Origin of the sequence: Tigheibacillus halophilus, assembly GCF_042683165.1 — a bacterium.
Taxonomy (GTDB): domain Bacteria; phylum Bacillota; class Bacilli; order Bacillales; family Amphibacillaceae; genus Tigheibacillus; species Tigheibacillus halophilus.
The window spans coordinates 733,178-746,363 of the sequence record NZ_JBHUIZ010000003.1; the positions used below are offsets into that span (position 1 = coordinate 733,178).

Consider the following 13,186-nt stretch of genomic DNA (forward strand, 5'->3'; position numbering starts at 1 on the left):
TGTTATTAGTTTTAATCAGATGGAAGTGGAGTGCTTTAATTGAAAAACCAACCATTAATCAACTTTTTGAATCAGCAGCTCGCTAATCAGTTCGTGATGTATGTCAAACTTCATCGGTATCATTGGTTTGTTAAAGGCAGGCATTTTTTTACATTGCATGATTTATTTCAGAAAATGTATGAAGAAACTGCAGCCCATTTGGACAAACTGGCCGAAAGGATTTTGATGATCTATGGAAAGCCATTGGCAACAATGACAAAATATGTGAAAGAAGCAACCTTAACGGAGGCAAATGCAGATGATGAAGAATTTGAGATCATGAGACAGCTGCGAACAGATTTTGAACAGATAATGGAAGAAATCAAACAAAATGGATATAAACTGGTACAAGAATGCAACGATAAGCCTACAGAAGATTTAATGATGACGTTGGTTGCAACTTATGAGAAATATATTTGGATGCTCCAGGCTTGGGAAAGAGAAAATAGAAGCAGTTCATAATTATTAGGGGAATGCAGATGAAACAAAAAGTAATTGCTATTGTCGGGCCGACAGCAGTTGGGAAAACAAGTTTGAGCATAGCTGTGGCCACGCGATTCAATGGGGAAATAATCAGCGGCGACTCCATGCAAGTCTACCAGGGAATGGATATAGGAACCGCGAAGGTGACTAAGGAAGAACAGCAAGGAATACCGCACTATATGATCGACATCAAAAAGCCGGAAGAAACTTTCTCAGTCGCAGACTTCCAGTCTCATGTGAGAGAGAACATTGAAAGAATTGTACTAAAAGACAAATTGCCTGTAATTGCTGGCGGGAGCGGACTTTATATTCAGGCTGCATTGTTTGATTATCATTTCAGCAATATAAAAAGAAATGAAGAATGGTCTAAAAAAATTGAAAAACAAGTTAAAGAAAATGGCATTGAACCTTTATACCGAAAACTGCAGGAAATAGATCCGGACCAGGCAGAAAAAATCCATCCTAACAATCACCGCCGTGTTATTCGTGCATTAGAAGTCTATGAAACAACCGGGATGACAATGAGCGAATACCAGGAAGAGCAGAAAAGGGAAGCGCTATATGATATCATTTGGATAGGGCTGGAAATGGACCGCCAAACATTGTACGACAGAATCAATCAACGTGTTGATCATATGCTAGAGGATGGGCTATTGGAGGAAGTCAAGGGCCTGTATGATCAAGGACTAGCTGATTGCCAGTCTATGCAGGCTATTGGTTATAAAGAGTTTATACCTTATTTCCAAGGGGAAATAAATTTACAGACTGCGATAGAACTATTGAAGCGAAACTCCAGGAGATATGCAAAAAGACAATACACTTGGTTTAAAAATAAAATGGATATTCCCTGGTACACAGTCGATCCCACAGCGATAAACAAAAGTTTTGATTTAATTTTTGCTGATTTAGCAGGAATTTTGCAATAAAAATAGAAGTATTACATATAGACAGAAAAGAGGAGGATGGATGATGGCGCAAAATGTCAATATTCAGGATCAATATTTAAATCAATTAAGAAAAGAGCATATTTCGGTAACTGTCTTCTTAACCAACGGTTTCCAATTAAGGGGTATTGTAAAGGCTTTTGATAATTTTACTGTGCTGCTGGAAACAGATGGAAAGCAGCAGCTTATTTTCAAACATGCTATTTCTACATTCGCACCCGTAAAAAACGTTAAACTCGAAAATGAATGAATATATGATAAACGGCCGGACTATGCGGCCGTTTTTTATATGTTTTTAACCCAACCTCTTGTACCAGATAGGCATTTGTCACAACTGCAATAAAGAGACGTATACTATCGTGATAAGGGGTGATGAGGTGGAAACGCAAAGGTTTCATCAAAAAAACAGCCAAATTAATATCGTTCTGTCTAATCAGCAAAAATTTCCCGGATCGGCTGAAAAAAAGCAAAATCGTACTGCAACCAAAAACCCGTTTAAACATATAGATGATGCATTCCAATCATTTGTCGGCTTAGAACAATTGAAACAAAAGGTTAAAGAAGTCTATGCAACAATTGTCATTAATGAAAAAAGAAGCCAATCGGGGCTTTCCAGTAAGAAACAAGTACTGCATATGCTCTTCAAAGGCAACCCGGGAACGGGGAAAACAACTGTAGCCAGGGAACTTGCCAAGGTATACTACGATTTGAAGCTCTTATCAAAAGGCCATTTCATTGAAGCAGAAAGAGCTGATTTGGTCGGTGAATATATCGGGCAGACAGCGCAGAAAACGAGAAACATCATTCAAAAATCGTTGGGCGGAATTCTATTTATAGATGAAGCCTATTCACTTGCACGCGGTGGAGAGAAAGATTTCGGCAAAGAGGCGATAGATACACTTGTAAAGCATATGGAAGATGAACATAATGATTTTGTACTTATATTAGCTGGCTACCCATACGAAATGGAACGATTTTTAACCTTGAACCCTGGTCTAGAGTCGAGATTCCCATTCATTCTTGACTTTCCCAATTATTCAGTGAATCAGTTGATGCAGATTGCCCGGCAAATGACAAGTGAACGTGATTACCAGCTGACAAAAGAAGCACAATGGTCGCTGCGTTCTTATCTCCAGCATCAGGTAAGCAGAAGGACAGCAAACTTTGCAAACGCGAGATTCATCCGAAATGTGATGGAGCATGCTATTCGCAATCATGCAGTCAGATTGATGGAAAAGCAGGATTTCTCGACAAATGAACTGATGTATTTAGCAGCTGAAGACTTGAAACTGCATGAAGATTAGCAGCATTTTTTGAGGTTATCTTCATTATTTGCTATGATAAATTGTATGGTTTGCACATGAATGAGTCATTAGTCGAAACGAGGTAATCAATTTGCTTGAGCAAGTACTTATCATAGCAATAAAAAAACCTGATCAAGAACAAACGCGCTTTCAATCTTCTTTGGAAGAATTAAAATCACTTGTACAAACAGCTGGCGGAGATGTCAAAACAGTGGTTACACAAAACAGACAGCACATCCATCCAGCATTATACTTCGGTGAAGGTAAAGCGCGTGAAATCAAAAGAATGGTTGAGGAGCTCGAGATTGACGTAGTCATTTCTAATGATGAATTGTCAGCGGGTCAGTCCAGGAATTTAAGCAATCTTTTAGGCACCCGGCTGATCGACAGGAGTCAGCTTATTCTTGATATATTTGCCAAGCGTGCCAGAACCAAAGAAGGAAAACTTCAAGTAGAACTGGCACAATTGGCTTATTTACTGCCAAGATTGCATGGACAAGGATCCCAGTTGTCAAGACTAGGTGCGGGAATAGGGACAAGGGGTCCGGGTGAAACCAAGTTAGAGACAGATCAACGTCATATCAGAAAACGCATCACAGATATAAAGCACCGGTTGAAATCAGCTGTTAAACAACGGGAGCAGTATCGTACCCGCCGCAAGAACAGTGATATTTTTCAAGTAGCGATCGTCGGCTACACGAACGCTGGCAAATCCACCCTATTCAACAGGATGTCCAAAAGTCTTTCATTAGAAGAAAATAAACTATTTGCCACACTGGATCCAATGACAAGGAAGGTCGTACTTCCTTCCGGATTTACGACATTGGCAACAGATACCGTCGGTTTCATTCAAGATTTGCCAACTTCCTTAATAGCTGCATTCCGTTCTACTTTGGAAGAAGTGAATGAAGCTGATCTTATTCTCCATGTTGTCGATGGGTCACATCCTGATCAGCTGCATCATCAGCAAGTGGTAAATGATTTGCTGCGTCAGCTTGGTGCTGAAACGATTCCAACCCTGACGGTTTATAATAAAAAAGATTTATTCACTGATGATATGATTGCTGTACAGCATCCTTATATCAGCATGAGCGCTCTTTCCGAAAGGGATATTGACCAATTGAAACAAAAAATGGAGGAAGTGCTGAAATCTTTCTGGGGAAAATATGAGATTGCCTTGCCTGCTGCACAAAGTCAGAAACTCTTTCTTTTACAGAAAGAAAGTATCATTGTAGCTCGTTTTTTTGACGAAGAACAGGAAAAATACTTGATTACAGGGTACATAAAAGACGATAATATATTACAAAGTATCATAAAGGAGAAATAAACATCCGATGATTGAAGAAATTGTAAAACAATCACAGAAAGACACTCGACCAATGCATCAGGAAATTGATCGAATCAGTGAAATCAACCAAAAAAGAGTACTGGAGGCATTCAAACATCACCGTGTGAGCGATAGCCATTTTAATTCGACTACAGGATATGGCTATGATGATATGGGGCGGGACACACTTGAAAAGATTTACGCAGAAATATTCGGCGGTCAGGACGCTTTGGTCAGGCCGCAAATCGTCTCTGGAACGCATGCCATATCGACCGCTCTCTTTGGCTTGCTAAGACCGGGTGATGAACTAATCTATATAACAGGCAAGCCTTACGACACACTGGAAGGTGTTGTCGGTAAACATGATGGCGCGTTGTACAGTGGTTCTCTCAAAGATTTTGGCGTTCACTTTAAAGAAGTTGCATTGAAGCACAATGGTCTGATCGATTATGAAGCTGTACGAGCTGCTATAAGTGCGAACACGAAAGTGATTGGTATACAACGATCCAGAGGTTACGACAGCCGGCCGTCCTATACAATAGAACAGATTGCTGAGATGATCGATTTTGTTAAAGGTGTCAAACCTGAACTTATCGTCTTCGTTGATAATTGTTACGGCGAGTTTGTCGAGGAGAAGGAACCGCTGCATATTGGAGCTGATATCATCGCCGGTTCTTTAATCAAAAATCCGGGCGGGGGTCTGGTTCGTGCCGGCGGATATATTGCCGGAAAAGAAGATTTGATTTACCAGTGTGCTAACAGACTTACTGCTCCAGGATTAGGTAAGGAAATGGGCGCTACTTTCAATATGCTTCAAGAAATGTATCAAGGTTTGTTTCTTGCACCGCATATTGTATCACAGGCACTTAAGGGCGCTGTTTTCACATCCAGATTTTTGGAACTCCTTGGATTTGCACCGTCGCCTCAATACCGGGAAAAACGCACGGATTTGATACAATCGGTCAATTTTGATACTGCCGAGCAGATGATTCATTTTTGTCAGTCTATCCAAGCCAATTCCCCTGTCAATGCATATGTAGTACCTTATCCCTCTGCAATGCCGGGTTATGAGGATGATGTTATCATGGCGGCAGGGACATTCATTCAGGGATCCAGCATCGAGCTGTCTGCCGATGGCCCAGTCAGGGAACCGTACACTGTATTTGTACAAGGGGGGCTGACGTATGAACATGTCAAAATAGCTATGACGGAAGCAGCAAAAGAAATGATAGAAAAAGGGTTCATAAAACAAAATTAGGGAATGTAATGAAAGAATGACTTTTTAGGAGGAGTTTGCAAGTGGGATCACGATATACAAGAGAAGATATTATGAGAATGATAAAAGAAGACAATGTAAGGTTTATACGATTGCAGTTCACCGACATGCTCGGCACAATCAAAAATGTGGAAATTCCATTAAGCCAGCTCGATAAAGCATTGGATAATAAAATGATGTTTGACGGATCATCTATTGAAGGTTTTGTAAGGATTGAAGAATCGGATATGTACCTGCATCCTGATATCGATTCTTTCGTCGTGTTTCCCTGGACATCTGAAAAAGGCAAAGTAGCCAGGTTCATCTGTGATATATACAATCCTGACGGTACACCTTTTGAAGGTTGCCCGCGTTACAATCTCAAACGTAATCTCAAGCGGATGGAAAAGTTAGGGTTCACTGATTTCAATATTGGCACAGAGCCGGAGTTCTTTCTGTTCAAGCTGGATGAGTATGGTGAACCTTCCCTGGAGCTGAATGACCACGGCGGCTATTTCGACTTGGCCCCGACAGATTTGGGGGAAAATTGCCGAAGGGATATCGTTTTGGAACTGGAGGAAATGGGTTTTGAAATTGAAGCTTCCCATCACGAAGGGGCACCTGGACAACATGAGATAGATTTCAAGTATTCAGACGCGGTTCGCCATTGCGATGATATTCAAACGTTCAAATTAGTCGTTAAAACAATTGCAAGAAAACATAATTTGCATGCCACATTCATGCCAAAGCCTCTATTCGGGGTTTTCGGATCTGGTATGCACGTCAATATGTCTTTGTTCAACAAGGGAAAAAATGTATTTTTTGACGAATCAGGAGATATGGAATTAAGTACAACAGCATATCAATTCATCGCCGGGTTGCTTAAACATGCGAACAATTTCACAGCTGTTACGAATCCTACAGTAAATTCTTATAAACGTCTTGTGCCCGGTTATGAAGCACCGTGTTATGTTGCCTGGTCTGCACAAAACCGAAGTCCATTACTGCGTATTCCTTTTTCGAGAGGTCTAAGCACAAGAGTGGAATTAAGAAGTGTGGATCCCACTGCCAACCCATATATGGCTATGGCTGTGCTTTTGGCAGCAGGCCTTGACGGAGTGGAAAATAAAATGGCCCCACCAACCCCTGTCAATGGGAATATTTATGATATGACAGCGGAAGAAAGAAAGGAAAACGGAATTGTCAATCTGCCGGCAACATTGAAGGAAGCTTTAACAAAATTGACTAAAGATGAAACAATGATAGAGGCTATGGGAGCTCATTTGTATGAACATTTTATCGAGGCAAAAGAAATTGAGTGGGACATGTTCCGAACAACTGTTCACCCTTGGGAACGCGAGCAGTACTTGAGCCTGTATTAAGCTCGGTATGACTGGGTTTTAGATTGTGGATGCGGCCAAATAATTGAGTGAGAATAGATGGCCACCCACAAAATACCCACAAAAATAATCATTTTAGGATACTGTCCATATAAGCGTCAAGTTGGGCAGTATTTTTTTATCTGTTTATTTGCCTGTTGCCAATTTCTTGTTTGTTCCCCCCCCCCCAAAACATGTTGTGGTAAACTAGCATTAATAAAAAAATGGAAGGATTTAAGAAATGGCAGAATTGCGTGGAGAACATCTTTTGCAAGAAAAGTATGGAACGGTAAAAAAAGCGGCGGCCTTTTATAATAACCAGATGCTGCATCACCTCAATGGAGTAATGATAGATTTCATTTCTGAACAAAGTATGATGTTTATATCGACTGCGGATAAAGATGGAAACTGTGATTCTTCCTTCAGGGCTGGCCCTAAAGGTTTTGTAAAGGTGATACATGAGAAATTGCTGATTTATCCAGAGTATAAAGGAAATGGTGTGATGGCGAGTTTAGGAAATATAGAAGAAAATCCGCATGTCGGCCTTATGTTCATAGACTTTTTTGAACACTGTATTGGGCTTCATGTGAACGGAAAAGCCGCCATTGTAGAGAACAAACAGTTGCCGGCAATGGATCAGGTGATGAAAAAAATGAAGGAAAAAGAAGCGGCTAAAGCAGAAAGATGGGTTGTGATTGAGATAGAAGAGGCGTATATTCATTGTTCAAAGCACATTCCTAAACTGAGGAAGCTAGATAAGGATAACTACTGGGGAACTGACGAGGTCAGAAGAAAAGGTGGTGACTATTTCAAAACCAAGCATGAAAAGAAGCATGATCATGAAAGATAATAAACGAAAGTTAAAAAAATTGCAGGATACGATGTATCTCTGCAGTTTTTTCGATTGGGTAAAGGATGCTTTGTTGCATATACGATGTGGTGATTTACGTTTTTCAGGCTTTACCGAGCTGCCGTTTTTTAACGGCTTTTTTCTTTTTATAAGCAATCCAACTGGTTTTCAATGAAGCGTATGTGCCAACAGCCGCAGCTCCATAAAATCCGCCCATAAACAAGCCGGCCCATATATCATGACGATGGCTGATGAAAATAGAAATAAAAAAACCAAAGAAAGACGCTATGGTGGGATAATAAGGCTTGGGTATTGGAAAAGCTTTGAATAACTGGGTTAAGAGTATTATTGCAGGAACTGCTATGACTCCATCCAGTATGGTTGTATGTATGACCGGGAATTCTTCCATGAGTATCACCTTTCCACAGGTTTTTGTTATCATGTAGGTTTTCCCAAAATAACTTTTTTATGAGAGTATGCAAAAATCATGCAACATATAATACAAATGCTTGCCATTGAGCGGCAAGCATTTATTATCAATGAATGGAACGATAGAGACCAATTACTTTACCAAGAATAGAAACATTATCATAAATGAGCGGTTCCATCGTGGCGTTTTCCGGTTGTAATCGGATATAGTTCTTTTCCTTATAAAATCTCTTTACTGTTGCTTCGTTATCCTCTGTCATCGCTACAACAATTTCACCGTTTTGAGCAGTATTCTGTTGTTTGACGATTACTTTATCGCCATCAAGGATTCCTGCCTCAATCATGCTTTCACCATCGATGACCAAGACGAATGTGTTTTCATCAGGACTTGCTACTGATTTTGGAATCGGCAGGAACTCCTCTATGTTTTCAACAGCAGTAATTGGTATCCCCGCTGTAACTTTACCGATTAAAGGAGCATAGAAGGCGTCATCTTTTGGAATGCTGCCTTGTCCGGATGGATCAAGAATTTCAATTGCTCTGGGTTTTGTCGGATCTCTTCGTATATAACCTTTATTTTCCAATCTAGCTAAATGACCATGCACTGTCGAACTGGAAGCGAGTCCGACTGCCATAGCAATTTCCCGTACCGAAGGCGGATAGCCCTTTTTACTTACTTCAGATTTGATATAGTCAAGAATGGCTTGTTGGCGCTTTGACATTTTTGTCATAAAAACACACCTCACACATAGATTTTATTAATGATAGTTTACCATGGTTCATATGGTAAAGCAAACATTAGTTCTAAAAACGCTTGACAGGAACCTTTGTTCTGTTATAATCAAATTAGAACAAAGGTTCTCAAATGTGAGGAGGGGCAATATGTTTGGGAAATTGACGAAAACAGATGTATTTTATTTTGTAGCTTTTGCTTTATCACTTGTATTTTTGTATGTATCATTAATAACATCTTGATTCTTTATTATAGAAATATGAATACTAGGTTGGAGAAATCTATATGAAAAAAGCAATCATATATTGTCGTGTCAGCACTGACAAACATACACAGGAATCGTCTCTTGTAAGGCAGGAAGAAGAATTGCTCCGTTTGTCTGCAAATCTGGAAATCGATGTGGCTGATGTTATAACGGAACAGGCAAGCGGGTACGACGTTGACAGAGATGGTGTTTTTGAAATCTTGGAATGCTTTGCGGAAAAAAAAGCAGAAATACTGCTTATTCAGGATGAAACCAGACTGGGAAGAGGCAATGCTAAAATTGCCTTATTCCATCAATTGCAAAAGATGAATGTACAGGTTTATACAGCGGTCAATGGCGGAGAAATGGTTTTGTCTGAAGCGGATGCCATGGTGTTGCAGATTGTGGGGATTGTAGAGGAATATCAGCGGAAATTGCATAACGCCAAAATCAGCCGTGGAATGAAGAGGGCTGTCGCACAAGGATACAATCCCGGACGGAATATGATGCATAAAGACAGGGCTCCTGGTAAACAGCGTAAAGAATTCCCCATGGACGAGCTGATAAAGCTGCGCTCCAAGAATTTGACTTTCCAAGAGATCGCTCATACATTGCAGGGGCAAGGTTACGATGTTTCCAAGGCAACGGTACACCGGCGCTTTCAGGAGTATCAAAAAACTTGATTGCGATGATGGCAACAGGTAAGATAAAGGCAAGGACATACCATGAGTATGTTCTTGCTTTTTATTTTTAACCGAGGCTTTGATTATGCTTAACGGGAGGAAAAATATGATTTCAAAAAATAAACTGGATCGCATCAATGCACTCGCGAAGAAATCCAAGCAAGAAGGGTTATCCGAAGCGGAGAAACAAGAACAGAAAGCGCTAAGAGCTGAGTATTTGAAAAATGTGCGCCAATCTTTCAAAAATCAATTACAGACAATGACTGTAATCGACCCCGAAGGAAATGATGTGACACCAAAAAAAGTCAGGGAGATGCAGGAAAAGAATCGTAAAAATTAACGTTATTAATCTTTAAAATACGCAATGATGACTGCCAGAAACTTGTCAGGGATGCTGGTTCATTATAAAATGAGAGCAATTGGATAATTGAAAGGGGTAGAGAAATGTCGGATAATTTAGAGCAACTATCTGTTAATACAATACGAACATTGTCTATTGATGCAATTGAAAAAGCAAATTCAGGACATCCAGGATTGCCAATGGGTGCTGCACCAATGGCATACGTTCTTTGGACAGATTTCATGAATCATAATCCTAAACACGCTAAATGGTTCAACCGTGACCGTTTTGTTTTATCAGCGGGACATGGCTCGATGCTGCTGTACAGTCTGCTGCATCTATCTGGGTATAATGTGACGATGGAAGATTTGAAAGCATTCCGTCAATGGGATTCAAAGACACCGGGACATCCTGAGGTCAACCATACGGAAGGTGTGGAGGCAACTACTGGCCCTCTTGGACAAGGTCTTGCCATGTCAGTTGGAATGGCTATGGCTGAAACCCATTTGGCTGCGACTTACAATAAAGATGGATATAATATTGTAGATCATCATACGTACGCTTTAGTGAGCGACGGTGACTTAATGGAAGGTATTTCTCACGAAGCTGCCTCACTGGCCGGGCATTTAAAATTAGGGAAATTGATTGCTTTATATGATTCCAATGATATTTCTCTGGATGGAGATTTAGACCGTTCCTTTTCTGACGATACACAAAAACGCTTTGAAGCTTATGGCTGGCAAGTTATACGTGTGGAGGACGGCAATGACCTGTCCGCTATCCGGAACGCTATCAAGCAAGCCCAAGAAACTTCGGATAAACCAAGTTTGATTGAGATCAAGACGGTCATCGGGTATGGCTCCCCGAACAAGTCGGCTTCTGCGGCATCCCATGGTGCACCACTTGGAAGTGATGAAGTCAAGCTTACGAAAGAATTTTATCAATGGAATCATGAAGAATTTCATGTGCCTGAAGAAGTGTACGCTGATTTCAATGAAAAAATTATTATAAAAGGCGAAGAGGCAGAGAAAAACTGGGTAGCGTTGTTCGAGCAGTATAAACAAAAATTTCCTCAGGAAGCAAAAGAGCTGGAAACAGCAATTGCTGGCAAGTTGCCTGACGGATGGGATAAGGATCTGACGGTTTTCAAGGCTGATGAAGATACGCTGGCAACCAGAGCCTCTTCCGGAAAAGTTCTGAATGATATTGCCAAGAGTGTCCCTAACTTCTTTGGAGGCAGTGCTGACCTGGCAGGATCGAACAAGACTGCCATTAATAATCAGTCTGATTTCAGTGCTTCTGATAGAGCAGGAAGAAATATTTGGTTTGGGGTTCGTGAACATGCAATGGGGGCGGCCTTGAATGGAATGGCCCTGCATGGCGGGTTGAAAGTCTTTGGTGGCACTTTCTTCGTATTCAGTGATTATCTTCGCCCTGCGATTCGCTTGTCTGCGATTATGAATAATCCTGTCACGTATGTATTCACCCATGATTCAGTTGCTGTGGGAGAAGACGGTCCAACCCATGAACCGATTGAACACCTTGCAGCGTTGAGAGCGATACCTAATCTGTCGGTGATCCGTCCTGCGGATGGTAATGAGGTTCAGGCGGCATGGCGTATAGCTTTGGAATCAGTCGACCAGCCAACCGCTTTGGTATTGACCAGACAAAATTTGCCTACTTTAAAAGGCACAGCGGAGAATGCATATGAGGGCGTAAAACGTGGAGCTTATGTTATCAGTGAAGCTGGAAAAGAAACACCTGACGGCATCTTGGTTGCGACGGGCTCTGAAGTTCAGCTTGCAGTCAAAGCGCAAGAAAAACTTCGGGAAAAAGGCTATGATGTCAATGTAGTGAGCATATCTTCCTGGGATCGTTTTAATCAGCAGGATGATGCGTATAAGGCGAAAGTCCTTCCTAAAACCGTTAAAAAACGTCTCGGAATTGAAATGGGATCTTCTCTCGGCTGGGAACGTTTCACCGGTGATGAAGGGGATATTCTTGCAATCGATCGATTCGGTGCTTCAGCAAATGGCGATAAAGTTATCGCGGAATATGGATTCACAGTGGAAAATGTTGTTGAACGCTTTGAAAAACTATTTCAATAATTGTCATCCCAAAACAGCAGCTTCTGTGTAAGCTGCTGTTTTAATGAAATATGCTCTTCTAAATATTATTCGACAAAAATAGAAGGATTCATCTCCGAAATTATGACAGTTTTTTTTGCTGGTATATGTCATAATCAAGCAAAAAGAGGAGATGAGAGAATGCAAATGTATGCTATTTTTTGGATTAAGGATGAATTTGCCCATCATTATTTCTATAAAGTGGACCTGCTGAACCAGTTTTTGAAATCGGTAGCAACGGATAGACAAGATGCGCTGCTTGCCATGCAAGTGAGAGAAATCACCCACTGCTTTGATGCCGATGCATTCCTTCATCACATCTACTCCCAACTTCACTGTGGGAGTCATGTGCAAGTGGATGACAACCAAATTACGATTTACAGTGATAAGCATTTTATTACTTTACATATTGAGAAAAACCAGATAAAATTTCTTTGTCAAACGCTTACTGAAGCGGAGTCATTATTATTTCCATTACTGCGAAGCTTCCATCCTTTTTTGTTTGTGTCGGGTTGTAACTTAAATCAATATGGATGGCTATCACCTTATACAGCCGAATTGAATTGAACAAGTAAGTATTGTATTCTGATTCGCGATTTAATATACTGTATAAGAGACAACACGAAGGAGGAAAGCAATACATGAGTTGGATTTGGGTTGTACTAATTGCAATTGTTGCATTGATTGCTGGTGTTGCACTCGGATTTTTCATCGCTAGAAAATATATGATGAGCTACTTGAAAAAGAATCCGCCAATCAATGAACAGATGCTGAGAACTTTAATGATGCAAATGGGTCAAAAACCTTCACAAAAGAAAATCAATCAAATGATGCGCGCAATGAACAATCAGATGGACAAGTAGTCTGTACTTATAACATAGATGAATTTGCTTTGTTCTTGCAAACCCTTGCTATAGCAGCAGGGGTTTTTGATTGTTCAGCTGCTTTACACAAATCAAACGAGAGGCATTCAAATGAGAGAAAATGCAGACCCATGCAATTCTAAAAGTCGTTGAATTGTCAAAGACAATTTGTTTATTGGAATACGAT

Annotated in this window: 15 protein-coding genes; 13 read left to right on the top strand and 2 right to left on the bottom strand. The window is 40.6% G+C overall.

Translation table 11 applies throughout. The features are described from left to right. The first annotated feature begins 39 nt into the window (after positions 1–39). From ACFSMW_RS04170 to ACFSMW_RS04205, 8 genes are all read left to right on the top strand, one after another. Positions 40–501 carry a Dps family protein gene (locus ACFSMW_RS04170; protein WP_390353263.1) on the top strand — a complete coding sequence of 154 codons (462 nt, stop codon included), beginning with the start codon at positions 40–42 and terminating at the stop codon, positions 499–501. A 17-nt stretch (positions 502–518) separates the two neighbouring features. Beyond that, entirely contained in the window at positions 519–1,448 is a 930-nt protein-coding gene (miaA, locus tag ACFSMW_RS04175) for a tRNA (adenosine(37)-N6)-dimethylallyltransferase MiaA (RefSeq protein ID WP_390353265.1), read from the top strand. A 43-nt stretch (positions 1,449–1,491) separates the two neighbouring features. Further along, positions 1,492–1,716, top strand: a complete 225-nt coding sequence (gene hfq / locus ACFSMW_RS04180; RefSeq protein ID WP_390353922.1) for an RNA chaperone Hfq — start codon at positions 1,492–1,494, stop codon at positions 1,714–1,716. Between the two features lie 127 nt (positions 1,717–1,843). Continuing rightward, the gene (gene spoVK / locus ACFSMW_RS04185; protein ID WP_390353267.1) at positions 1,844–2,770 is read left to right on the top strand and encodes a stage V sporulation protein K; all 927 of its coding nucleotides are present in this window, start codon (positions 1,844–1,846) and stop codon (positions 2,768–2,770) included. 91 nt (positions 2,771–2,861) lie between these two features. Next, entirely contained in the window at positions 2,862–4,097 is a 1,236-nt protein-coding gene (gene hflX, locus ACFSMW_RS04190; protein WP_390353269.1) for a GTPase HflX, read from the top strand. A gap of 7 nt (positions 4,098–4,104) precedes the next feature. Next, the gene (locus tag ACFSMW_RS04195; protein ID WP_390353271.1) at positions 4,105–5,355 is read left to right on the top strand and encodes a methionine gamma-lyase family protein; all 1,251 of its coding nucleotides are present in this window, start codon (positions 4,105–4,107) and stop codon (positions 5,353–5,355) included. Between the two features lie 71 nt (positions 5,356–5,426). After that, positions 5,427–6,734 carry a type I glutamate--ammonia ligase gene (glnA, locus tag ACFSMW_RS04200; protein WP_390353923.1) on the top strand — a complete coding sequence of 436 codons (1,308 nt, stop codon included), beginning with the start codon at positions 5,427–5,429 and terminating at the stop codon, positions 6,732–6,734. Positions 6,735–6,972: 238 nt separating this feature from the next. After that, positions 6,973–7,581 carry a pyridoxamine 5'-phosphate oxidase family protein gene (locus tag ACFSMW_RS04205; RefSeq protein WP_390353273.1) on the top strand — a complete coding sequence of 203 codons (609 nt, stop codon included), beginning with the start codon at positions 6,973–6,975 and terminating at the stop codon, positions 7,579–7,581. 103 nt (positions 7,582–7,684) lie between these two features. Here the strand turns inward: ACFSMW_RS04205 and ACFSMW_RS04210 are convergent, their stop codons facing one another. Beyond that, positions 7,685–7,990 carry a hypothetical protein gene (locus ACFSMW_RS04210; RefSeq protein WP_390353275.1) on the bottom strand — a complete coding sequence of 102 codons (306 nt, stop codon included), beginning with the start codon at positions 7,988–7,990 and terminating at the stop codon, positions 7,685–7,687. Positions 7,991–8,117: 127 nt separating this feature from the next. After that, positions 8,118–8,741, bottom strand: coding sequence for a transcriptional repressor LexA (gene lexA / locus ACFSMW_RS04215; RefSeq protein WP_390353277.1), 624 nt, complete (start codon positions 8,739–8,741; stop codon positions 8,118–8,120). A 287-nt stretch (positions 8,742–9,028) separates the two neighbouring features. On the opposite strand from lexA, the gene ACFSMW_RS04220 reads away from it, so the two are divergent. The 5 genes from ACFSMW_RS04220 (at position 9,029) to ACFSMW_RS04240 (ending at position 12,999) form a co-directional block, all read left to right on the top strand. Continuing rightward, positions 9,029–9,670, top strand: coding sequence for a YneB family resolvase-like protein (locus ACFSMW_RS04220; RefSeq protein ID WP_390353279.1), 642 nt, complete (start codon positions 9,029–9,031; stop codon positions 9,668–9,670). Positions 9,671–9,776: 106 nt separating this feature from the next. Beyond that, on the top strand, positions 9,777–10,010 hold the full coding sequence (locus tag ACFSMW_RS04225; protein WP_390353281.1) for a DUF896 domain-containing protein: 234 nt from the start codon (positions 9,777–9,779) through the stop codon (positions 10,008–10,010). Between the two features lie 104 nt (positions 10,011–10,114). Then, the gene (gene tkt / locus ACFSMW_RS04230) at positions 10,115–12,118 is read left to right on the top strand and encodes a transketolase (RefSeq protein ID WP_390353283.1); all 2,004 of its coding nucleotides are present in this window, start codon (positions 10,115–10,117) and stop codon (positions 12,116–12,118) included. 159 nt (positions 12,119–12,277) lie between these two features. Beyond that, positions 12,278–12,703 (top strand): sporulation inhibitor of replication protein SirA, encoded by a 426-nt coding sequence (gene sirA, locus ACFSMW_RS04235; RefSeq protein WP_390353285.1) that lies wholly within the window; start codon positions 12,278–12,280, stop codon positions 12,701–12,703. Between the two features lie 74 nt (positions 12,704–12,777). Continuing rightward, positions 12,778–12,999: a YneF family protein gene (locus ACFSMW_RS04240; protein WP_390353287.1), complete on the top strand. Its 222-nt coding sequence runs from the start codon at positions 12,778–12,780 to the stop codon at positions 12,997–12,999. Positions 13,000–13,186 lie beyond the last annotated feature (187 nt).

What these genes read in the sequence shown, in the direction of transcription:
- tkt (WP_390353283.1), top strand. Translation starts at nt 10,115, where the DNA reads ATGTCGGATAATTTAGAGCAACTATCTGTTAATACAATACGAACATTG.
- lexA (WP_390353277.1), bottom strand. Translation starts at nt 8,741, where the DNA reads ATGACAAAAATGTCAAAGCGCCAACAAGCCATTCTTGACTATATCAAA.
- miaA (WP_390353265.1), top strand. Translation starts at nt 519, where the DNA reads ATGAAACAAAAAGTAATTGCTATTGTCGGGCCGACAGCAGTTGGGAAA.
- ACFSMW_RS04220 (WP_390353279.1), top strand. Translation starts at nt 9,029, where the DNA reads ATGAAAAAAGCAATCATATATTGTCGTGTCAGCACTGACAAACATACA.
- ACFSMW_RS04195 (WP_390353271.1), top strand. Translation starts at nt 4,105, where the DNA reads ATGATTGAAGAAATTGTAAAACAATCACAGAAAGACACTCGACCAATG.
- ACFSMW_RS04205 (WP_390353273.1), top strand. Translation starts at nt 6,973, where the DNA reads ATGGCAGAATTGCGTGGAGAACATCTTTTGCAAGAAAAGTATGGAACG.
- ACFSMW_RS04210 (WP_390353275.1), bottom strand. Translation starts at nt 7,990, where the DNA reads ATGGAAGAATTCCCGGTCATACATACAACCATACTGGATGGAGTCATA.
- hfq (WP_390353922.1), top strand. Translation starts at nt 1,492, where the DNA reads ATGGCGCAAAATGTCAATATTCAGGATCAATATTTAAATCAATTAAGA.
- ACFSMW_RS04225 (WP_390353281.1), top strand. Translation starts at nt 9,777, where the DNA reads ATGATTTCAAAAAATAAACTGGATCGCATCAATGCACTCGCGAAGAAA.
- sirA (WP_390353285.1), top strand. Translation starts at nt 12,278, where the DNA reads ATGCAAATGTATGCTATTTTTTGGATTAAGGATGAATTTGCCCATCAT.
- glnA (WP_390353923.1), top strand. Translation starts at nt 5,427, where the DNA reads ATGAGAATGATAAAAGAAGACAATGTAAGGTTTATACGATTGCAGTTC.
- ACFSMW_RS04240 (WP_390353287.1), top strand. Translation starts at nt 12,778, where the DNA reads ATGAGTTGGATTTGGGTTGTACTAATTGCAATTGTTGCATTGATTGCT.